Genomic DNA, 21,518 nt, shown 5'->3' with positions numbered 1-21,518 from the left:
ATCAGGCCACTGCCTCAGGAAGTCCTGGCGAGATTGATCCGAATTCGAGGCGAGAACCTTACGAAGAACTTACGAAGGGTCTTTCGTCTTGAAAATCATGGACTTGACGAAGCCGGGGAACAGCGACGGGACGCGTTCGGGAAGCGACATCACGCCAATGTCCGTGCCGTCGGCCACGGCCAGCGCCAGGTACAGCGCTTCGCCGCCCGGGCCCGCGCTGAATCCATTGCTGGCACTCAGCCGCTCTGCGTCCAGGCAGTGCTCCTGGTCGGCGACCGGCTGTGCGATGCGCGTGAATACAGTCGCGCAATCGGCACGGTTGGACAGGTAGTCGATGCTTCCCTGCGCCGATACGGTCCAGGTGCGATAGCGCCAGCGCGTGGGCCGGTCTTCACTGATCTGGCGGATGCTGCCCGGCGACAGGGCGGCATCGGCCTGCCACAGGCCCCCGGCCGAGAGGCGGGTGAACAGCACACGTTCGCCGGCGATGTCATAGCGTGCCTGCGAGACCCCTTCGATGCTGCCGAGCAGGCGCCATGGCGTCACGCTGCGATCGAACAGGGACAAGCGCATGCGTTCGTCACGGTCGCGCTCCACCACCAGCAGCTGCTGCCCATCCCTGCCGTACAGCGCCTGCAGCGGCTGCCGTACCGGCACGGGCAGGCGCACGGTCTGCTCATCGCGCGGAGACACCTCATAGATGCCGGGGTTGGCATGTTCATCGCGGCCCAGCACCAGCACGCGTTTACCGTCGTGCGACCAGTCGGAGGACTGGCGCGCCTCAGGCCGCAGCCCTTCGATCGGACGCAGCGAATCCGGCCGCTGCATGTCGGCCCACCACAGCGCGTAGCTGCCCGAACGGTCCGACGAAAACACGATCTGCTGGCCATCCGGCGACACCATCGGCTGCGCATCGCGTCCACTGGAGGGGAACAAGCGCTCCGGTGCGCCCAGCCCCCCGGCCGTCACCGGAACCCGGAACAGGCCGAACTGCGGGCGGCGGTGCACGAAGGCGAGCATGTCGCCGGTGCGCGAAACGGTCGGCGACTGCGCATCGTCTAGGCCGACATCACGCAGCACGCGGGTGTCGGTGTCCAGTTCATACAGGCGCGATTCGCTGTCGACGCGGCGGCCGAACACGAGGTGGCGGCTGTCGCTGCGCCAGGCCCAGCCACGGATCTCCGCCGAATCGTCGGTCAGCTGCTCCGGGGTGCCTCCTTCGGCAGGCATCCGCCACAGATCGCCGATCTGGGGATTGCGGACGAACACGATCCAGCGACCGTCCGGCGAATAGCGTGGCGCGTATTCGAAGTTGTCACGGCCGAGATCGTAATCAAGCGACTGCCATCGTCCGCTGGCGATATCAAGGGTGCGGATACCGCGCTGCGCATACCGGCCGGACAGCGAGCCGAACACCAGACCCCGCCCATCGGGCGTCCAATCGAAGCTGAGCAGTTCGGTACCGTCGCACCGGGTGACATGGCGCACTGCGCCGCCGGTCGCGCTGGCGATCAGCACTTCGCAACTCTCGGCAGGGCCGAACCGGGCGAACGCAATCTCACGACCGTCGGGCGACCAGCTCGGGAACCGGTCCGACATTCCCTTGGGAGGCTCGACCAACAGGCGTGCAGGCGTATTGCCGGAGGTCTGCACTTTGATGACGCTGCCCGGGCGGCTGGGCACATCGACCTCATAGGCGATCTGCGATCCATCCGGGGACAATGTGGGATACGTCTCGAACCCTGCCGTTGCGGTGATCAGCCGGTAAGGCCGCTGCGGGCTGCCGATCACCCGCGTGCCATCTTCCACCGCCGCGTCCACCGCCGAGGCGGGCGGATCGCGCTGCATCAGCATTCCCGCCATCACCAGCAGCGCCACCAGCATCGCCATGCCGACCGCCACCACCGCATAGCGACGCAGGCGACGCCGACGGCGTTTGATCGGGTCCAGCTCGGTCAGCACCGGCGGCAATGCCGCAGGCACTTCAGCCACGGTGAGCACGCTTGCGGCCGGCTGCTGGAGGTCAGGCTCGATCAGCAGTGCAGGCGCCGCATCCTCGACCACGCTGACGGCCACCAGAAGCCGGTAACCGGTCTTGGCGATGGTTTCGATATAGGGCGCGGCCGCGTCATCATCGCTGGCGAACGCCTTGCGCAGCTGGGTCACCGCCTGGGTCAGCACGTCGTTGGTCGGCAGGGTATCCGGCCAGACCTCCGCGAACAGTTCATCCCGGGTCACGACCGCGCCCGGCGATCGCAGCAGCATCCTGAGCACGCCCAGCGCCTTGGGTGTGAGCCGACGTGGGCGACGCATGCCTTCGCTCATCACTTCCCGCGAGGAGAAAGTGACGATGAAGTCGCCGATTCGAATCACATCGGCGGAGGGGCGCTCACTGTCGTTGCTGATCATCCAGAACACGTGGAAATGCAAAAAAACCACTGGAATTCACGCGATCGTCACAATCGATACAGCCAGACGAACCGCCAGATTCCGCACACGCCATCGGCGCAAACCGCAAAAACACCAAGGCGCGCGAATACTAGCCTATGCCGGTTAACCACGCCTATGCGCGCGGGTGACGACAGGCTCTCTCTCGCCGATGAATTCACATAAATCGCATCACCATTCGCGCCTTCTGGCGCGAATTTTTTATCCTGGATTCAGTTTCGTGCACGCGCCAGCATGGTCAGCCCGACGAGCCGCGAGACCACCAGGGCGACGTACATCACGCCTGAAAACTGCTCCAGCATTACCAATGCACGCGCTTGGGAATGGATCGGCACGACGTCGCTCAACCCCACCCCGGACAACAAGCTGAAGCTGAGATAAAGCAGCTCCATCCAGGTCCTCAATTCGCTCTCGCTGGTCGCCACGAAACTGCCCGGGTACCACTGCTGGCAGACCGCGAACGCGAAGGCGAAGGCCCAGGCCAAAAGCGTGAACGTGGCGCCCGCAGCGAACAGTTCGTCACGGGTCACCTTGTGGTCCTGCAGCATGTAGGCGATCAGGCTGCCGGCCGTATAGAAATACAGCAGGCATTCGAGCAGCTGTGCGGTGATGACCAGTGCAGGGCGCTCCAGCAGGGCGCCTGCAATGGAGAACACCACCGAGGGAATCGCCAGCACCAGCGCCACCCACATTCCAAGCGGACTGCGCCGCACCACCCACAGCGCCAGGCCGAGCACGGCGATGCCGAACGCGCCGAACAGCGCGCGGCTGGCGCCGGCCTCGTCCATCGCGGGGTAAAGCAGCACGCCCAGCAGCTGCACGGCCAACAACCAGGCCGAGGGATGCCGGCGCGCGATGGCCAGCCATTTGGTGCTGCGTGCTATCGCCATTGTGGTCCCCCACCCCTGCCTGGTCGCGCCGAGCTTAGCCGGAATCGTGCGCGCGCCGGATGATGGCCGGGACGGGCGCGCCCGCCCCGGCCGATGCGTTACTCCTGCCGGTACACCTCTGCGCCCAGATCGCGGAACTGTGCCGACTTCTCGGCCATGCCGGCCTCCAGCGCCGTGCGCTCATCCAGGCCCTGCCCCGCTGCATAGTCACGCACGTCCTGGGTGATTTTCATCGAGCAGAAGTGCGGGCCGCACATCGAGCAGAAGTGGGCCAGCTTGTGCGCGTCCTTGGGCAGCGTTTCGTCGTGGAACTCCTTGGCCTTCTCCGGATCCAGCCCGAGATGGAACTGGTCTTCCCAGCGGAATTCGAAGCGTGCCTTGCTCAGCGCGTTGTCACGCACCTGCGCGCCGGGATGGCCCTTGGCCAGGTCCGAGGCGTGCGCGGCGATGCGGTAGGCCATGATGCCGTCGCGCACGTCCTGGCGGTTGGGCAGCCCCAGGTGCTCTTTCGGCGTGACGTAACAGAGCATCGCCGTGCCGTACCAGCCGATCATGGCCGCGCCGATCGCACTGGTGATGTGGTCATAGCCCGGGGCGATATCGGTGGTCAGCGGGCCGAGTGTGTAGAACGGCGCCTCACCGCACTCACGCAGCTGCTTGTCCATGTTTTCCTTGATCAGCTGCATCGGCACGTGGCCGGGGCCTTCGATCATGGTCTGCACGTCGTGCTTCCAGGCGATCTTGGTCAACTCACCCAGCGTTTCCAGCTCACCGAACTGCGCCGCGTCGTTGGCGTCGGCGATGCACCCCGGGCGCAGGCCGTCGCCAAGCGAGAAGGTCACGTCGTAGGCCTTCATGATCTCGCAGATGTCTTCGAAGTGGGTGTACAGGAAGTTTTCCTTGTGGTGTGCCAGGCACCACTTGGCCATGATCGAGCCGCCCCGCGAGACGATCCCGGTCACGCGCCCGGCGGTCAACGGCACATAGCGCAGCAGCACACCGGCATGGATGGTGAAGTAGTCCACGCCCTGCTCGGCCTGCTCGATCAGCGTGTCGCGGAAGATGTCCCAGGTGAGTTCCTCCGCGCGGCCATCGACCTTTTCCAGTGCCTGGTAGATCGGCACGGTGCCAATGGCCACCGGCGAGTTGCGCAGGATCCATTCGCGGGTCTCGTGGATGTGCTTGCCGGTGGACAGGTCCATCACGGTGTCACCGCCCCAGCGGATCGCCCAGACCAGCTTTTCCACTTCCTCGGCGATGCCCGAGGAAACCGCGCTGTTGCCGATGTTGGCGTTGATCTTGGTGAGGAAGTTGCGGCCGATGATCATCGGTTCGCTTTCCGGGTGGTTGATGTTGTTGGGCAGCACCGCACGGCCGCGGGCGATTTCATCGCGGACGAATTCCGGTGTGATGCGCGCCGGGATGGACGCGCCGAAGGCTTCGCCGGGATGCTGCCTGAGCAGCGCGGCATCGACGATGGCCTCGAGACGCTGGTTTTCGCGGATGGCGACGAATTCCATTTCCGGGGTGATGATGCCGCGGCGTGCGTAGTGCATCTGGGTGACGTTGGCACCGGCCCGCGCGCGCCGTGGCTGCAGCCGCGACGGGAAGCGCACCGCATCCAGGCGCGCATCGGTTTCGCGGGAGCGGCCAAACGCCGAGCTCAGGCCGTCGAGCACATCGGTATCGCCCCGCTCGGCCACCCAGCCGGCACGCAACGGCGGCAGCCCCACGGAGAGGTCGATCCGCGCATTCGGATCGGTATACGGGCCGGACGTGTCATACACGGTGACCGGCGCGTTCTCTTCCCCACCAAACAGGGTCGGCGTGCGGGTCAGCACGATCTCGCGCATGGGCACCTGCAGGTCGCTGCGTGAGCCGGGCACATGGATCTTGCGTGAGCCGGGAATCGGGCGGGTGACCGATTCGGACAATTGCTGGGCCTGCTGCTGCAGGGAGGAAAGCGCTGCGTTCATGACGTCGTCCTGGATCGGGTCCCGCCCGGGAATGGGCGGAACGGACGAAGCGGCGGCGCACGGCAGACGCAACACGGGCGGTCTTCGGGCGGGGCAGCCCTACGGCGCAGTGCATCAGCAATTGCGAAGCTTCCCTACGCCGGTATCAACCGGATCAGGTTCGAAGGGACTGTCTCAACCTTGGCCACTGGGCCGCGGTACCCCCGCTTCGGGGCGAATTAGAGCACAAAGCGGTGACCCTCGGCGCGCTGGGGCAGACCAACCAAGCTGCTTGGCCCTGGGTGTGAACAGCGTGCCGACATCCGATGCACTACGATGCTGCAGCGCGGTATGCGGTGCGATCGGGGGTAGCGTCCCGATCACGCGCGCATTGCGCATTGTTCGACGCCATTGACGTCCGTACTGACCGGCCTCGACCGGCTTGATCCGCCCCAGTCGTTGCCGCCGTGCCGCTGGAGATTGCAAGCCTCGGCTCGCCCCTACTGATCGGAGACACGCCTGCATGGTGTTCCGCATTTCCATCGCACTGGTTGCACTGCTGGTGCTGATCGCCGGCCTCGCGCCGGGCCCCTTCAACGAGGTCGTCCAGAGCGGCCTGTCCACCATCATCCGCAGTACCGGCTGGCTGTACCTGCTGGTGGTGTTCATTACCCTGTCGTTCCTGATGTACCTGGCCTTCGGCCGCTTCGGTTCACTGCGCATCGGCGGCGAAGACGCCGAACCCGACTTCTCCAACGCGAGCTGGATGTCGATGCTGTTCGCGGCCGGCATGGGCATCGGCCTGGTGTTCTGGGGCGCGGCCGAGCCGATCTCGCATTTCGTGAAGCCACCGGAAGGGTTGGCCCCGCAAAGCATGGAGGCGGCGCGCGCATCGATGCGCTATGCGTTCTTCCATTGGGGCCTGCACCCCTGGGCGATCTACGCCCTGATCGGCCTGGCGATGGCGTGGTTCCAGTTCAACCGCAACGGCCGCGGGCTGATCAGTGATCTGCTGCAGCCGATCATCGGTGCGCATCACCGGGGCTGGATGGGCACTGTCGTCAACGTCGCTGCAGTGGTCGCCACGGCGATCGGTGTGGCAACGACGCTGGGCTTCGGCACGATCCAGATCGCCGCCGGTCTCGAGCGCGTGTTCGGCATCCAGGCCTCGGTACCGGTGCAGCTGACCATCATCGCGGTGGCGTTCGTGCTGTACATGGCCTCCACCACCAGCGGCGTCAACCGTGGCATCAAGTGGCTCTCCAACTTCAACCTGGGTCTGGCGGCGGTACTGCTGGCGCTGGTGATGGTGCTGGGGCCCACCGGTTTCATCTTCGATACGTTCACCACCACGATCGGCTCCTACCTCAATTCGCTGGTCACCATGAGCCTGCGCATGTCACCGTTCTCGGGCAGCACCTGGGTGGCGGACTGGACGATCTTCTACTGGGCCTGGTGGATTGCATGGGCACCGTTCGTGGGCTCGTTCATCGCCCGCGTCTCGCGTGGGCGCAGCATCCGTGAGTTCGTGCTGGGCGTGGTGATCGCACCGAGCGTGCTGGGCTTCCTGTGGTTCTCGGTATTCGGCGGCACCGCGCTGTGGTCGCAGATCTTCGGCCACGTGGACCTGGCGCAGGCGCTGGGCAATGGCTATGAGACGGTGTTGTTCACCATGTTCGACAGCCTGCCGATGCCGATGGTGTTGTCGGCAATCGCGCTGGTGCTGTTAATGATCTTCTTCGTGACCTCGGCCGATTCGGCGGTGCTGGTGCTGGCGACGATGTCGACCGAGGAATCCGGTGATCCGCCGCTGGCGCGCCGGATGGTGTGGGGAGTGGCGATTGCGTTGATCGCGGGCGTGCTGCTGTTGGCCGGTGGCCTCAATGCGCTGCAGGGGATGATCACGATCGCGGCACTGCCGTTTGCGTTATTGATGTTGGCGGTGATGTGGTCGTTGTACCGGGTGCTGGACATGGAGCATGCGCTGCAGCGACGCCGTGCACAGCGCGCGCGGCGGTTGATGGATGAGTGGATCGAGCGGGAAATCGCGGCGCAGGAAGAAACGCGCGATGAGGCAGCTCGGGCGCCTTGAGCTGAACGCTTGAAGCGTCCCGCCTTCCGGGCTATCGGTGGACGGGGCGGGTGGGTTGCAGTGAGAGGAGCCACGCATGGCGTGGCTCTACCGCTTCGGCCATATGCGCATTTGCCATGCGCACCGCCCCCCCGAAGCCCCGAAGCGTCCTGCTCTACGCTCTGCTCTGCGCTAGTGCCGACCAACGGTCGGCACTACGGAGTGCGAGAAAATCAGTAGCCCGCCGCCTGCCCATCCTTGCGGCTTTCCGACGCCCCGTAATACACCCCGGTCTCCGGATCACGCAGGATCGCCTGATACCCGCCATACGGGCCATCCGCAAACACAACACGGTGGCCCTTGCGCATCAGCGCCCGCACCGTCTCGTACGGGAAGCCCGTTTCCAGATTCACCTCGCCGCCATCGCTCATCGCCGTCGCCTGCCCGGTTGGCTCGGTCGAGCCCTCATGCTGGATGCGCGGCGCATCGCCGGCCTCCTGCAGATTCATCCCGAAGTCGACCATGTTCATCACGATCTGCGCATGGCCCTGCGGCTGCATCGCGCCGCCCATCACCCCGAAGCTCATCCACGGCTTGCCATCCTTGGTGACGAACCCCGGAATGATCGTCTGGAACGGACGCTTGCCAGGTGCATACCCGTTCGGATGATCCTTCTGCAGCACGAACATTTCGCCACGGTCCTGCAGGATGAAGCCCAGGCCCGGGGGCGCCATGCCGCTGCCCATGCCGCGGTAGTTGGACTGGATCAGCGAGACCATCATGCCGTCGGCATCGGCCACGGTCATGTAGATCGTGTCGCCTTCCTGCAGCTGCTTGGGCGTGCCCGGTTGCACTTCGCTCAGCGCCTTGTCCATCGAGATCAGCTTGCGGCGCTCGGCGGCGTAGCCCTTGGAGATCAGCCGGTCGACCGGGGCCGGATGGAAGGCCGGGTCGGTGTAGAAGCGCGCGCGGTCGGCGAAGGCCAGCTTCTTGGCCTCCACGAACAGGTGCACGTGTTCGGGTGAGCCAAAGGGAATCCTGGAGAAGTCGTAGCCTTCGAGCACATTGAGGATCTGCAGCGCCGCGATGCCCTGGCTGTTCGGGGGCAGTTCCCACACGTCATAGCCACGGTAGTTGCTGCTGACCGGCTCCACCCACTCGCCGTGGTGGCTGGCCATGTCGTCATAGCTCAGGTAGCCGCCGTTGGCCTTGAAGTAGGTGCCGATGGTGCGGGCGATGTCGCCCTTGTAGAAGGCATCGCGACCGCCCTGGGCGATCTGCTCCAGGGTGTGGGCCAGGTTTGGGTTCTTCCACATCTCGCCCTTGCGCGGGGCGTGGCCGTCGATGGTGAACTGCTCGGTGAAGCCGGGGTACCTGGACAGCCGCGGCACCGAGCGGTCCCAGTAGTAGGCGATGACCTCGGCGACCGGGTGACCTTCGCGGGCGTAGCGGATCGCCGGGGCGAGGTTGTCGGCCATCGGCTTGCGGCCGAAACGGTCATGCAGGGCGAACCAGCCGTCCACCGCGCCGGGCACCGAGACCGGCAGCGGGCCGGTGGCGGGGATTTCCTTCAGGCCGCGGCGCTGGAACTCGGCCAGGGTCAGCGACTTGGGCGAGCGCCCCGAGCCGTTGTAGCCATACAGCTTCTCGGTTTTGGGGTCCCAGACGATCGCGAACAGGTCGCCACCGACGCCATTGCCGGTCGGCTCCATCAGGCCGAGGGCAGCGTTGGCGGCGATCGCGGCATCCACGGCCGAGCCACCGGACTTCATCACGTCCAGGGCGATCTGCGTGGCCAACGGCTGGGAGGTGGCGGCCATCGCGTGCGGGGCGATCACCTCCGAGCGCGTGGCGAAGGTGTGGCCGGTGATCCGGTCGGCGGCGATCGCCGCGGCGGGCAGCGTGGACAGCAGGGCGGCGGCGAGCAGGCCGCGGGCGAGGCGTGGGGACACGGGGGAATTCCTGAAGGATGGTAGCGACATCGATGGTGGCGGCAGATGCCCTGTGATGGCATCCCACAATGGTCATGTGCCGGGGTGGAAATCGGCCCCGGATCCGCGCAATCGACAGCGCCAAAATACTGAATTCCGGTTCACCGGAACGCTTTCAGCCGCAACCATCCTTGTCTGGCGGGGCATTGCGGTGGATGCAGACGAAACCGATGGAAATTGTCCTGCCAGGGTTGACACCGCCAAAACCCGTGTGGTTTTCTCGATCTCATGTTGCAGCGCACAGCCACCCGCGAATCCATCCAGCACGCCGACCCCGGCGCGGCCGCGATCCATTCGCTTCTCGTCCTCGTACTTATTACCCAACCAACAGGTGCGGGACGGACCGGCGTGTAAGCAAGACTGCCAGGTATCCATCAAAACCCGCACCCGACCAGGTGCGGGTTTTTTCGTTTCAGAACCCTTTGTTTTCCATCCTCCCCTCCGAGTTGCCTTCCACCATGACCCGCCAGCCCGCCCCGAGCCAGCCGACGCCCACCGCCCCCACGGCGGGTGCGTTCGCGTGTGGTCGCGGCCAGGCCGGTGCCACCCCTTCCCCTGATGGGCCGACGCGTCGCTGACCGTCGGCCCTCTTTTTTCTTGCCTCCAAAGGACCTCCCCCATGAGCACCAACGACCTGCCCCAGATCAAGATCGCTGTTGTCGGCTACGGCAGCCAGGGCCGCGCGCACGCGCTGAATCTGCGTGAATCCGGTTTCGATGTCGTCGTCGGGCTGCGCCCGGGCGGTCCGACCGAGGTCAAGGCACAGGCCGACGGCTTCACCGTCAAAGCGCCGTCCGAAGCGGTGAAGGATGCCGATCTGGTCGCGGTGCTGACCCCGGACATGGTGCAGAAGAAGCTCTACGAAGATGTGCTCGCACCGAACATGAAACAGGGCGCGGTGCTGCTGTTCGCGCATGGCCTGAACGTCCACTTCGACATGATCACCCCGCGCGAGGATCTGGACGTGGTGCTGGTCGCACCGAAGGGCCCGGGTGCGCTGGTCCGTCGCGAGTATGAAATCGGCCGCGGCGTACCGTGCATCTGGGCGGTCTACCAGGACAAGAGCGGCAAGGCCGCCGAGTTCGCCCTGGCTTACGCCGGTGGTCTGGGCGGCGCGCGCGCCAACCTGATCCAGACCACCTTCAAGGAAGAGACCGAGACCGATCTGTTCGGCGAACAGGCCGTGCTGTGCGGCGGTGCTTCGGCACTGGTCCAGGCCGGGTTCGAAACCCTGGTCGAAGCCGGCTATCAGCCGGAAATCGCCTATTACGAAGTACTGCACGAATTGAAGCTGATCGTGGATCTGTTCTACGAAGGCGGCATCACCCGCATGCTGGAATTCATCTCCGAGACCGCGCAGTACGGCGACTACGTCAGCGGCCCGCGCGTCATCGATGCCGGTACCAAGGCGCGCATGAAGGACGTGCTGACCGACATCCAGAACGGCACCTTCACCAAGAACTGGGTGGCCGAGTACGAAGCGGGCCTGCCGAACTACAACAAGTTCAAGCAGGCCGACCTGGAGCACCCGATCGAGAAGGTAGGCAAGGAACTGCGCGCCAAGATGGTCTGGTTGCAAAGTCAAGCCGCGTAAACGCGCGGCTCCCCCACCCGCTTTCGTAAAGGTCACCGCATGAACACCTCCGCACACAGCACCGCGCCCCGCAACGGCGCACGCTGGTTGACGCAGGCCCTGGAAGCCGAGGGCGTGCATACGCTGTTCGGCTATCCGGGCGGCACCATCATGCCGTTCTACGACGCCCTGGTGGATTCCGGGCTGAAGCACATCCTGGTCCGCCACGAGCAGGGCGCCGCCCTGGCTGCCAACGGCTTCGCCCGCGCCAGTGGCCGGGTCGGCGTCTGCGTCGCCACCTCCGGCCCGGGCGCCTCCAACCTGGTCACCGGCATCGCCGATGCGATGCTGGATTCGGTGCCGATGGTCTGCATCACCGGCCAGGTCGCCACCCCGCTGCTGGGCACCGACGCGTTCCAGGAACTGGACGTGTTCGGGCTGACCCTGCCGATCGTCAAGCACAGCTGGCTGGTGCGCTCGGTCGATGACCTGCCGCAGGTGGTCGCCGATGCGTTCAGGATCGCCCGCGAGGGTCGCCCGGGTCCGGTGCTGATCGATCTGCCCAAGGACGTGCAGGTCGCCGATGCGTCGCATCTGCCCGACCACGTCCCCTCCACCGTGGTGGCACCGCCTGCGCCGCAGGACGAGGCCATCGCGCATGCCATCGCCGCCATCGCCGAGGCCGAGAAGCCGGTGATCTATGCCGGTGGTGGCGTGGCGCTGGGCGATGCGGTGGAGGACTTCCGTGCCTTCGTCGAGGCCACGGCGATCCCGACCGTGCTGACCCTGCGCGGGCTGGGTGCGCTGCCGCCGCAGCATCCGCACTACCTGGGCATGCTGGGCATGCACGGTACCCGCGCGGCGAACATGGCGGTGCAGGAAAGCGATCTGCTGGTGGTGGTCGGCGCCCGTTTCGATGACCGCGCCACCGGCAAGTTGAACGAGTTCGCTCCGTTTGCGCGCGTCGTGCATATCGATGCCGACGCGTACGAAATCTCCAAGCTGCGCACCGCCGACATCGCGGTGCCGGGCAACGTGGGTACGGCGTTGCGCGCCCTGACCGCCGCGGCCACCGCCCCGGCCACGCAGGAGGCCTGGGCGAAGCGCTGCCAGGGCCATCGTGAACGCTTCGCGCCGCGCTACGACGCACCGGGCAAGCACATCTATGCACCGGCGCTGCTGAAGCGCCTGAGCGAACTGGCCCCGAGCGACGCGATCATCGCCTGCGATGTCGGCCAGCATCAGATGTGGGTCGCCCAGCACTGCCGCTTCAACCACCCACGCAACCACCTGACCAGCGGCGCGCTGGGCACGATGGGCTTCGGCCTGCCGGCAGCGATGGGCGCGCAGTTCGCCTGCCCCGACCGCACCGTGGTGCTGGTCTCCGGCGATGGCAGTTTCATGATGAACGTGCAGGAGCTGGTCACCATCGCCCGCTGCCGCCTGCCGGTGAAGATCGTGCTGCTGGACAACAGCTCGCTGGGCATGGTCCGCCAGTGGCAGGAGCTGTTCTTCGCCGAGCGCTACAGCGAGATCGATCTGTCCGACAACCCGGACTTCGCTGCGCTGGCGCAGGTGTTCGGCATTCCGGCCACGCGCATTGAAGCACGTGACGATGTCGAAGGTGGCCTGGCCGCGATGCTGGCCCAGCCCGGCCCGGCGCTGCTGCATGTGGCCATCGATGCCCGTGCCAACGTGTGGCCGCTGGTGCCGCCCAACAACGCCAACAGCACGATGCTGGAAAGCAACCCCGCCCATCAGTCCCAGGAGTTCCCCAATGCAATACCGGCTTGACCTGGTGCTGACCCCGGCCGAAGGCGCGCTGCTGCGCGTGATCGGCATGGCCGAACGCCGCGGCTTCGCGCCGCGCGCGATCGCCGGCGCGCCCAATGCCGCCGACGATGGCCGCTGGCACCTGCAGCTGGTGGTGGACAGCACCCGTCCACCGGAAACGCTGCGCCGCCAGATCGAGAAGATCTACGACTGTGTTTCGGTGCGCATCAGCGCACTGGAACCCGGGGTATCCGCATGAACGCCCGCACCGCTGCATCGGTGCCGGTACGGAGGTCTCTTCTCGCAGCACAGGGATGTGCAAGTGGTGCGCGTGCAGGATGCATGGCGTCGCACCGCGCAGCACAGGGATGTGCAAGTGGTGCGCGTGCAGGATGCACGACGTCGCACCACGGCGCGCCGTCGCAGCGCGTACCGCATGGCGACGATCACCGTGGCCGGGTGCACGATGCCGGCTAGCCGTACCCCGCAGGAACCGGATGTAGGCGACGTAAGCGTCGCCGACGTGCTGGCCGCGCAGGCGCGGCTGCGCCGCTTCCTGCCGCCCACGCCGCTGCATTACGCCGAACGTTTCGGCGTGTGGCTGAAGCTGGAAAACCTGCAGCGCACCGGGTCGTACAAGGTGCGCGGCGCCCTGAACGCACTGCTGGCCGGGCGTGAGCGCGGCGATGACCGCCCGGTCATCTGCGCCTCCGCCGGCAACCACGCCCAGGGCGTGGCCTGGGCCGCCTACCGTCTGAACATCCCCGCGATCACCGTGATGCCACACGGTGCGCCCGCCACCAAGATTGCCGGTGTCGCCCACTGGGGCGCCACGGTCCGCCAGCACGGCGAGAGCTACGACGAGGCCTACGCCTTCGCCCGCGCCCTGGCCGACCAGCACGGCTACCGTTTCCTGTCCGCCTTCGACGACCCCGACGTGATCGCCGGCCAGGGCACCCTGGGCATCGAACTGGCCCCGCATGCGCCCGACGTGGTGATCGTGCCGATCGGCGGCGGTGGCCTGGCTTCGGGCGTCGCGCTGGCGCTGAAATCGCAGGGTGTACGCATCGTCGGCGCGCAGGTCGAGGGCGTCGATTCGATGGCCCGTGCGATCCGCGGCGACGTGCGTGAGATCGCCCCGGTCGCTACCCTGGCCGACGGCGTCAAGGTGAAGATCCCCGGTTTCCTGACCCGCAGGCTGTGCAGCGCATTGCTGGACGATATCGTCATCGTCCGCGAAGCCGAGCTGCGCGAAACCCTGGTGCGGTTGGCGCTGGAAGAACACGTCATCGCCGAAGGCGCCGGCGCGCTGGCGCTGGCGGCCGGCCGCCGCGTGGCCGGCAAGCGCAAGTGCGCGGTGGTCTCCGGCGGCAACATCGATGCGCTGGTCCTGGCCCAGCTGCTGGCCGACATCCGTCCCCGCCCCCCGCGCAAACCGCGCCGCCGCGCCAGCGAGCGAACACGCCCGCCCCTACCAACCGTGCTCGCGACACCCCCGATTTCCGTTTCGATTCCTACCTCTGCCATCCCATCCGACATTGCCGTCGAGGAGACCTCCTGGTGACCATGCCCAACTCCCCCCGAATCAGAATTTTCGACACCACCCTGCGCGACGGCGAGCAATCGCCCGGCTGCAGCATGAGCCCGCAGCAGAAGCTGGTGATGGCCCGCGCGCTGGACGAGCTGGGCGTGGATGTCATGGAAACCGGCTTCCCGGCCAGTTCCCAGTCCGACCGCGAAGCAATGGCGATGATCGCCCGTGAGGTCCGTCGCCCGACCCTGGCCGTGCTGTCGCGCTGCCTGGCCGCCGATATCGAAACCTCGGCCAAGGCGCTGGAGGCCGCCGCGAACCCGCGCCTGCATGTATTCCTGTCGACCAGCCCGCTGCATCGCGAGCACAAGCTGCGCATGAGCCGCGAGCAGGTGCTGGAGTCGGTGCACAAGCACGTCAGCCTGGCCCGCAGCTACGTGGGCGATGTGGAGTTCTCCGCTGAAGATGCCACGCGCACCGAGGAGGATTTCCTGATCGAGGTTGCCCGCGTGGCCGTGGCCGCCGGCGCCACCACCATCAACCTGCCCGACACCGTGGGGTTCACCACGCCCGAAGAGATCCGCGGCATGTTCCAGCGCGTGATTGCGGGTGTGCCCGACAGCGACCGCATCATCTTCAGCGCGCACTGCCACAACGATCTGGGCCTGGCCGTGGCCAACTCGCTGGCCGCCATCGAAGGCGGCGCACGCCAGGTCGAGTGCACCATCAACGGCATCGGGGAGCGTGCGGGCAACTGCTCGCTGGAAGAGATCGCGATGGTGCTGAAGGTACGCAACGCCTTCTACGACGAAGACACGCGCATCAACACCCAGCGCATCGTGGCCACCTCCCAGCTGCTGCAGCGCCTGGTCGGCATGCCGGTCCAGCGCAACAAGGCGATCGTCGGCGCCAACGCCTTCGCGCACGAGTCGGGCATCCACCAGCACGGCATGCTGCGCCACCGCGGCACCTACGAAATCATGCGACCGGAAGACGTGGGCTGGGAGTCCTCGCAGATGGTGCTGGGCCGCCACAGTGGCCGCGCCGCGGTCGACCAGCGCCTGCGTGCGTTGGGCTTCTGGCTGGAAGAAGAAGAGCTGAAGCTGGTCTTCGAGCAGTTCAAGGCGCTGTGCGAGCAGCAGCGCGTGGTCACCGATGCCGACCTGCAGACCCTGATGCAGGGCAGTGCCACCCAGAACGGCTACCGCCTGGCGTCGATGACGATCAGCGATGTCGGCAGCCGCGCCAATGCGCTGGTGGAGCTGTCCGATCCTGAAGGCAACCGGGTTGCCGAAACCGCCCAGGGCGATGGCCCGGTGGATGCGTTGTTCGGCGCGCTGTCGGCCGCCACCGGCGTGCAGTTGATGCTGGACAGCTACCACGTGCACAGTGTGGGCATCGGCGCCGATGCGCGCGGCGAAGCCAACCTGAGCGTGCGCCACGAAGGCGTGGAGTACGAAGGCACCGGCACCAGCCGCGACATCATCGAAGCCTCCGCATTGGCGTGGCTGGAGGTGGCCAACCGTCTGCTGCGCCAGCGCAGCGCGACGACCGAGCAGCCCACGGCCACCGCCGCGGCCTGAGCACCCCATGACGTACCCCGAATCGCAGCAAGGCCAGTCCATGACCCCAGCTCCCCGCACCCTGTACGACAAACTGTGGGACGCCCACGTCGTCGTGCCCGAAACCGACAGCGCCCCCGCCGTGCTGTACATCGACCTGCACCTGATCCACGAAGTGACCTCGCCGCAGGCCTTCACCGAACTGCGCGAGCGCGGCCTCTCCCCGCGCCGGCCGGACCGGACCAAGGCGACGATGGACCACTCCACCCCGACCCTGCCGGCCGCTGCCGACGGCAAGCTGCCGTATGCCAGCGCCGCCTCCGAAGCCCAGGTGGCGATGCTGGCCGACAACTGCGCCACGCACGGCATCGAGCTGTTCGACCTGCAATCGGCCAGCCGCGGCATCGTGCACGTGATCGCCCCCGAGCAGGGCTTTACCCAGCCGGGGATGACCATCGTCTGCGGTGACAGCCACACCTCCACCCACGGCGCGTTCGGTGCGCTGGCCTTCGGCATCGGCACCAGCGAGGTCGGCCACGTGCTGGCCACCCAGTGCCTGCTGCAGCGCAAGGCCAAAACGATGGCGATCACCGTGGATGGCACGCTGGCGCAGGGCGTCGGCGCCAAGGACGTGGTGCTGCATATCATCGGTGTGATCGGCGTCAACGGTGGCACCGGCCATGTGCTGGAGTTCCGTGGCAGCGCGATCGAAGCGATGGACATGGAGCAGCGCATGACCTTGTGCAACATGTCCATCGAAGCCGGGGCACGTGCCGGCATGGTCGCCCCCGACCAGGTCACCTTCGACTGGGTGGCCGCCACCCCGCGTGGCCCCAAGGGCACCGACTTCGATGCCGCGGTCAGCGCGTGGTCGCAGCTGCGCAGCGATCCCGGTGCGCGCTTCGACGTGGAGGTCCACATCGACGCCGCCGACATCCGGCCGACCCTGACCTGGGGCACCCACCCCGGCACCGCCATCGCCGTGGACCAGCCGATTCCGGCGGCCAACGATGCGGCCGACCAGAAGGGGCTGGATTACATGCACTTCCACGCCGGGCAGACGCTGGCCGGCACCCCGGTGGATGTGGTCTTCGTCGGCTCCTGCACCAACGGCCGGCTGAGCGACATGCGCGAAGTGGCGCAGGTACTCCAGGGCCGCCGCGTCGCCCCGAGCGTGCGCATGCTGGTGGTGCCGGGCTCGGAAATCGTCAAGCGCCAGGCCGAAGCCGAAGGCATCGATGTGGTGGTGCGCGCTGCCGGTGCCGAATGGCGCGAGCCCGGCTGTTCGATGTGCATCGCCATGAACGGCGACCTGGTTGCCCCGGGGCAGCTGGCGGTCAGCACCAGCAACCGCAACTTCGAAGGCCGCCAGGGCCCCGGCTCGCGCACCCTGCTGGCCTCGCCGATGACGGCCGCTTGGGCGGCGGTGAACGGCCGCGTTGCCGACCCACGTGAACTGTATGCCACGCTGGAGGTGGCCTGATGAGCGGCTTCCGTACCCTGACCTCGACCAGCGTGGTGCTGCGCGAGACCAACATCGATACCGACCAGATCATCCCCGCGCGCTTCCTGTCCACCACCGAGCGCGTCGGGTTGGGCAAGCATGCGTTCAATGATTGGCGCTGGCAGAGCGAAGGCGTGCCGAACCCGGCGTTCGCCTTCAACCAGCCGCACAACGCCGGCCGCAGCATCCTGCTGGCCGGCCGCAACTTCGGCTGCGGCTCTTCGCGCGAGCATGCGCCGTGGGCGCTGACCGACCTGGGCCTGCGTGCCATCGTCAGCAGCGAGATCGCCGATATCTTCCGCGGCAATTCGCTGAAGAACGGCCTGCTGCCGATCGTGCTGGACGAAGCCGACGTGCAGACGCTGATGCAGCGCCCGGACGACGCACTGACCATCGACGTGGCCGCACGCGAACTGCGCACGCCCGACGGGCGTGTCTATACCTTCCCGCTGGACGGCTTCTCGCAGACCTGCCTGCTGGAAGGCGTGGACCAATTGGGGTATCTGTTGGGCCGTACCCCTGATATCGAACGTTACGAGAGTGAACATGCACGCTGAGATTGTCGTATTGCCGGGTGACGGCATCGGTCCGGAAGTCGCCGCCGCCGCCGTGGCGGTGCTGGAGGCCGTTGCCACCCGTTTCGGGCACACCTTCGGGTTCCAGGAGCACGACATCGGTGGCATCGCCATCGATCGCCACGGCGAACCACTGCCGGCCACCACGCTGGAGGCCTGCCGGAAGGCGGATGCCATCCTGCTCGGTGCGGTGGGCGGGCCGAAGTGGTCCGATCCCAACGCCAAGGTGCGCCCGGAACAGGGCCTGCTGGCGATCCGCAAGGCACTGGGGCTGTACGCCAACCTGCGCCCGGTGCGCACGCACGCGGCCGCGCTCGGCGCTTCGCCGATCAAGGCCGAACTGCTGGAGGGCGTGGACTTCGTCGTCGTGCGCGAACTGACCGGCGGCATCTACTTCGGTGAGAAGACCCGCACCGCCGACACCGCCAGCGACCTGTGCAGTTACAGCGTGGGCGAGATCGAGCGCGTCATGCGCACCGCGTTCCGGCTCGCGCAGACCCGCCGCGGCAAGGTCACCTCGGTGGACAAGGCCAACGTCCTGGAGACCTCGCGCCTGTGGCGCGACGTCGCCGCACGGATCGGCCGCGAGGAATTCCCGGAGATTGCCCTGGAGCACCAGCTGGTCGATTCGATGGCCATGCATCTGCTGGCCAAGCCGCGCGAGTACGACGTGATCGTGACCGAGAACATGTTCGGCGACATCCTCACCGACGAAGCCTCGATGCTGGCCGGCTCGCTCGGCCTGCTGCCCTCGGCCTCGCTGGGCGAGCCCGGCGCGGTCGGCATCTACGAGCCGATCCACGGCTCGGCGCCGGACATCGCCGGCAAGGGCATCGCCAATCCCTACGCCACGATCTTCAGCGCGGCGATGCTGCTGCGGCATTCACTGGGGCTGGACGAAGAGGCTGCTACGGTCGAGGCAGCGGTGTACGCCGTGCTGGATGACGGCGTGTTCACCGCCGACCTCGCCGCCAAGGGTTTCGCGGTGAGTACTGCCGCAGCAACCGACGCGGTCCTTGCCAAGCTGCAATGATTGTAACGAGCGCGGCCTGAGGGCCGCGTTCGTGTTTCTACATCCCGCACGGCCTCCCTGTCCCGTCGGCCACGTCGCAGTCAGCGGCCGGCCCCCAACAAGGAAAGCCCTTGAACCATCGTTCCTCTGACGACTTTCTCAACCACGTGGCCCAGCGTGATCCGCACCAGCCGGAATTCCTGCAGGCCGTCAAAGAAGTGATCCAGAGCCTGTGGCCGTTCCTGCAGCGCCACCCCCGCTACCTGGAACAGGGCCTGCTGGAGCGGCTGGTGGAGCCGGAGCGGGTGATCCAGTTCCGCGTTGCCTGGGCCGATGATGCCGGCAAGACCCATGTCAACCGTGGCTGGCGCGTGCAGCACAGCTCGGCGATCGGCCCGTTCAAGGGCGGCATGCGCTTTCATCCCTCGGTGAACCAGTCGATCCTGAAGTTCCTGGCGTTCGAGCAGACACTCAAGAACGCGCTGACCACCCTGCCGATGGGCGGTGGCAAGGGCGGTTCGGATTTCAATCCCAAGGGCCGCAGCGACACCGAGGTGATGCGCTTCTGCCAGGCGCTGATGCTGGAACTGCATCGCCACCTGGGGGCAGACACCGATGTACCGGCTGGCGATATCGGCGTGGGCGCGCGCGAGGTCGGCTACATGGCCGGCATGATGAAGAAGCTCACCAACAATGCCGCCTGCGTGTTCACCGGCAAAGGCCTCTCCTATGGTGGCAGCCTGATGCGCCCGGAAGCGACGGGCTTCGGCACGGTCTACTTCGTCGAGCAGATGCTGCACCATGCGCGGCGCGATACCGATGGCGCGAAAGTGCTGATTTCCGGCGCTGGCAACGTGGCCCAGCATGCGGCGATCAAAGCCATCGAGCTCGGCGCGAAAGTCCTCACGCTTTCCGATTCCGGCGGCACGCTGTACGCCCGGGACGGCTTCGACGAAGCGGGCCTGCAGGAGGTGATGGAACTGCGCAACGAACGTCGCGGCTGCCTGTCCGAACTGGCCGACGACACACGCTTCGAGTACCTGGACGGCAAGCGCCCCTGGCACATCCCGGCTGAGATCGCCCTGCCCTGCGCCACCCAGAACGAACTGGACGAGAACGACGCCCGCGCCCTGGTGGACAACGATGTGCTGTGCGTGGCCGAAGGCGCCAACATGCCGTCGACACTGGAGGCCATGGAGGTCTTCCTCAAGGCAGGCACCCTGTATGCACCGGGCAAGGCCAGCAACGCCGGCGGCGTGGCCACCTCGGGGCTGGAAATGAGCCAGAACGCGCAGCGCCTGTCATGGCACCACGCCGATGTCGATGAGCGCCTGCACGGCATCATGAAGGATATCCACGCCAACTGCGTGCGCCACGGCAAACGGGCCGATGGCAGCGTGAACTACGTGGATGGCGCCAATATCGCCGGCTTCGTCAAAGTGGCCGATGCGATGCTGGCGCAGGGCGTTTACTGATCCTGCCGGCTCTACCGGCGCGGGGCGACGAGGGTGCCATCCATCCTGTCGCCCGGCCACCAGCCGAACTCGCTGACGCGCTCTTCGTAGCCACACCCCACCAGGGTTGCGCCGTCTTCTTCGTCCAGTATCCACAGACGTCGTTGCTCTTCCCAACCATCCGGCGCGACCCGTACCGGCATATCCTTCAGATAGACCGGCTCGCCAAAATCGTTCTCCGCTGACGATAGACCCCAACGCCGCGCCAACTCAGCGGCGGGCACATCCTCTACGACGCCAAATGCAATCGAATCCACGAGCCGCAGGCTGCGCACGGTCACATCGCGCAGCGGCAACGGGCGCGGCAGTGCCCATTGGAAGCGCTCCGCATCGGATTCATCTCCCCACGTCGCGAACGGTGGGCTGGGCGGTCCATTCATCAACAAAGAGGTCGCAAGCGTCACCGAAGCCCGCCGGTCGGCCTTGCACTCCAGTATGTTTCCCACCAGCGGCATCACGTCCGTGCCGGCGGGATACGTCATGGGCGCCACGTCGCCCGCTCGCTCCTGCTGCTGCCGGCGGCTGTCGATGACCTCTGTGCACGCCACCCGCAGATCGCCCGGGCGCTGCGGATCCACATCCACCTCGATCACGCGCTGCCGGATCCATCCGTCGCCGTCATTGCGCACTGCCACGGGGGTGAGCCACCTACCCTGGCGCTGCGGATAGTGGTGCGGCTTCAGGGCACCGGTACCAGTGAGGTTGCCGATCGGGGTGTCGGCCAGAATGGCGTGGATGCCATCGCCGCCAACCGCGATCAGGTCCGTAGGCGTGCCAAGCACCGTGACCGCGGCGGGGAGGCGAAAGCGTTGGGCTGCACCGGGAAGATCCTCCGCACGCGTGCCAGCGCGCTGCAGCAGCTCGGCGGCCAACGCCGTCTCGGTATACGCCGTCGGTTGGCAGGACACCAGGGCGGTTACGGCGGTCATCGCGCGCGCATCGGCCGGAAGTGCGACGGGCGCCAACGCCGCTTCGCTGGCAGCCGCTGACGCTACAGCCGAGCCCAGCAACGTCGAACCCGTCAGCAGCATGGGGTGCAGAAACTTCATGGAGAACCTGTGGCGGTTGGGCAGACAACTGCCTACGCTGACCACTGCGCGCACAGGAGGCAATGCAACT

Annotated in this window: 15 protein-coding genes and 1 riboswitch; of the genes, 10 read left to right on the top strand and 5 right to left on the bottom strand. The window is 66.6% G+C overall.

The genetic code is table 11. The features are described from left to right. Positions 1-69: 69 nt before the first annotated feature. The 3 genes from POS15_RS00680 to thiC form a co-directional block, all read right to left on the bottom strand. Positions 70-2,409 (bottom strand): winged helix-turn-helix domain-containing protein, encoded by a 2,340-nt coding sequence (locus POS15_RS00680; protein WP_284129608.1) that lies wholly within the window; start codon positions 2,407-2,409, stop codon positions 70-72. 251 nt (positions 2,410-2,660) lie between these two features. Continuing rightward, positions 2,661-3,338 carry an ion channel gene (locus POS15_RS00675; protein ID WP_284128796.1) on the bottom strand — a complete coding sequence of 226 codons (678 nt, stop codon included), beginning with the start codon at positions 3,336-3,338 and terminating at the stop codon, positions 2,661-2,663. A gap of 98 nt (positions 3,339-3,436) precedes the next feature. Beyond that, complete coding sequence (thiC, locus tag POS15_RS00670; RefSeq protein ID WP_019183814.1) at positions 3,437-5,314, bottom strand: phosphomethylpyrimidine synthase ThiC; 1,878 nt, start codon at positions 5,312-5,314, stop codon at positions 3,437-3,439. Positions 5,315-5,427: 113 nt separating this feature from the next. Further along, a riboswitch (TPP riboswitch) is annotated at positions 5,428-5,529 on the bottom strand. Between the two features lie 287 nt (positions 5,530-5,816). Between thiC and POS15_RS00665 the strand changes: the two genes are divergently transcribed. Then, on the top strand, positions 5,817-7,385 hold the full coding sequence (locus tag POS15_RS00665) for a BCCT family transporter (RefSeq protein ID WP_019183813.1): 1,569 nt from the start codon (positions 5,817-5,819) through the stop codon (positions 7,383-7,385). 212 nt (positions 7,386-7,597) lie between these two features. Here POS15_RS00665 and ggt read toward each other — a convergent pair whose 3' ends face one another. After that, positions 7,598-9,316, bottom strand: coding sequence for a gamma-glutamyltransferase (gene ggt / locus POS15_RS00660; RefSeq protein ID WP_026069875.1), 1,719 nt, complete (start codon positions 9,314-9,316; stop codon positions 7,598-7,600). Between the two features lie 658 nt (positions 9,317-9,974). On the opposite strand from ggt, the gene ilvC reads away from it, so the two are divergent. From ilvC to gdhA, 9 genes are all read left to right on the top strand, one after another. Next, complete coding sequence (gene ilvC / locus POS15_RS00655; protein ID WP_019183812.1) at positions 9,975-10,949, top strand: ketol-acid reductoisomerase; 975 nt, start codon at positions 9,975-9,977, stop codon at positions 10,947-10,949. Between the two features lie 39 nt (positions 10,950-10,988). Then, entirely contained in the window at positions 10,989-12,722 is a 1,734-nt protein-coding gene (gene ilvG, locus POS15_RS00650; protein WP_046273524.1) for an acetolactate synthase 2 catalytic subunit, read from the top strand. Beyond that, positions 12,706-12,960: an ACT domain-containing protein gene (locus POS15_RS00645; protein WP_019183810.1), complete on the top strand. Its 255-nt coding sequence runs from the start codon at positions 12,706-12,708 to the stop codon at positions 12,958-12,960. Before ilvG ends, POS15_RS00645 begins: the two co-directional genes overlap by 17 nt. 207 nt (positions 12,961-13,167) lie before the next feature. Further along, positions 13,168-14,265 (top strand): threonine dehydratase, encoded by a 1,098-nt coding sequence (locus POS15_RS00640; protein ID WP_284129675.1) that lies wholly within the window; start codon positions 13,168-13,170, stop codon positions 14,263-14,265. A gap of 2 nt (positions 14,266-14,267) precedes the next feature. Next, positions 14,268-15,815: a 2-isopropylmalate synthase gene (locus POS15_RS00635; protein WP_037553334.1), complete on the top strand. Its 1,548-nt coding sequence runs from the start codon at positions 14,268-14,270 to the stop codon at positions 15,813-15,815. Positions 15,816-15,855: 40 nt separating this feature from the next. After that, positions 15,856-17,277 (top strand): 3-isopropylmalate dehydratase large subunit, encoded by a 1,422-nt coding sequence (gene leuC / locus POS15_RS00630; protein ID WP_026069872.1) that lies wholly within the window; start codon positions 15,856-15,858, stop codon positions 17,275-17,277. After that, the gene (leuD, locus tag POS15_RS00625) at positions 17,277-17,855 is read left to right on the top strand and encodes a 3-isopropylmalate dehydratase small subunit (protein WP_019183806.1); all 579 of its coding nucleotides are present in this window, start codon (positions 17,277-17,279) and stop codon (positions 17,853-17,855) included. The genes leuC and leuD overlap by 1 nt, the downstream gene beginning before the upstream one ends. Beyond that, positions 17,845-18,906, top strand: coding sequence for a 3-isopropylmalate dehydrogenase (gene leuB / locus POS15_RS00620; protein WP_019183805.1), 1,062 nt, complete (start codon positions 17,845-17,847; stop codon positions 18,904-18,906). Before leuD ends, leuB begins: the two co-directional genes overlap by 11 nt. Before the next feature lie 110 nt (positions 18,907-19,016). Continuing rightward, positions 19,017-20,360 carry an NADP-specific glutamate dehydrogenase gene (gdhA, locus tag POS15_RS00615; RefSeq protein ID WP_019183804.1) on the top strand — a complete coding sequence of 448 codons (1,344 nt, stop codon included), beginning with the start codon at positions 19,017-19,019 and terminating at the stop codon, positions 20,358-20,360. 11 nt (positions 20,361-20,371) lie between these two features. Here gdhA and POS15_RS00610 read toward each other — a convergent pair whose 3' ends face one another. Then, positions 20,372-21,448, bottom strand: a complete 1,077-nt coding sequence (locus tag POS15_RS00610) for a hypothetical protein (protein WP_157267042.1) — start codon at positions 21,446-21,448, stop codon at positions 20,372-20,374. Positions 21,449-21,518: the final 70 nt, after the last annotated feature.

The organism is Stenotrophomonas sp. BIO128-Bstrain, assembly GCF_030128875.1.
GTDB lineage: Bacteria > Pseudomonadota > Gammaproteobacteria > Xanthomonadales > Xanthomonadaceae > Stenotrophomonas > Stenotrophomonas bentonitica_A.
This window is presented reverse-complemented; position numbering and strand designations above follow the sequence as displayed.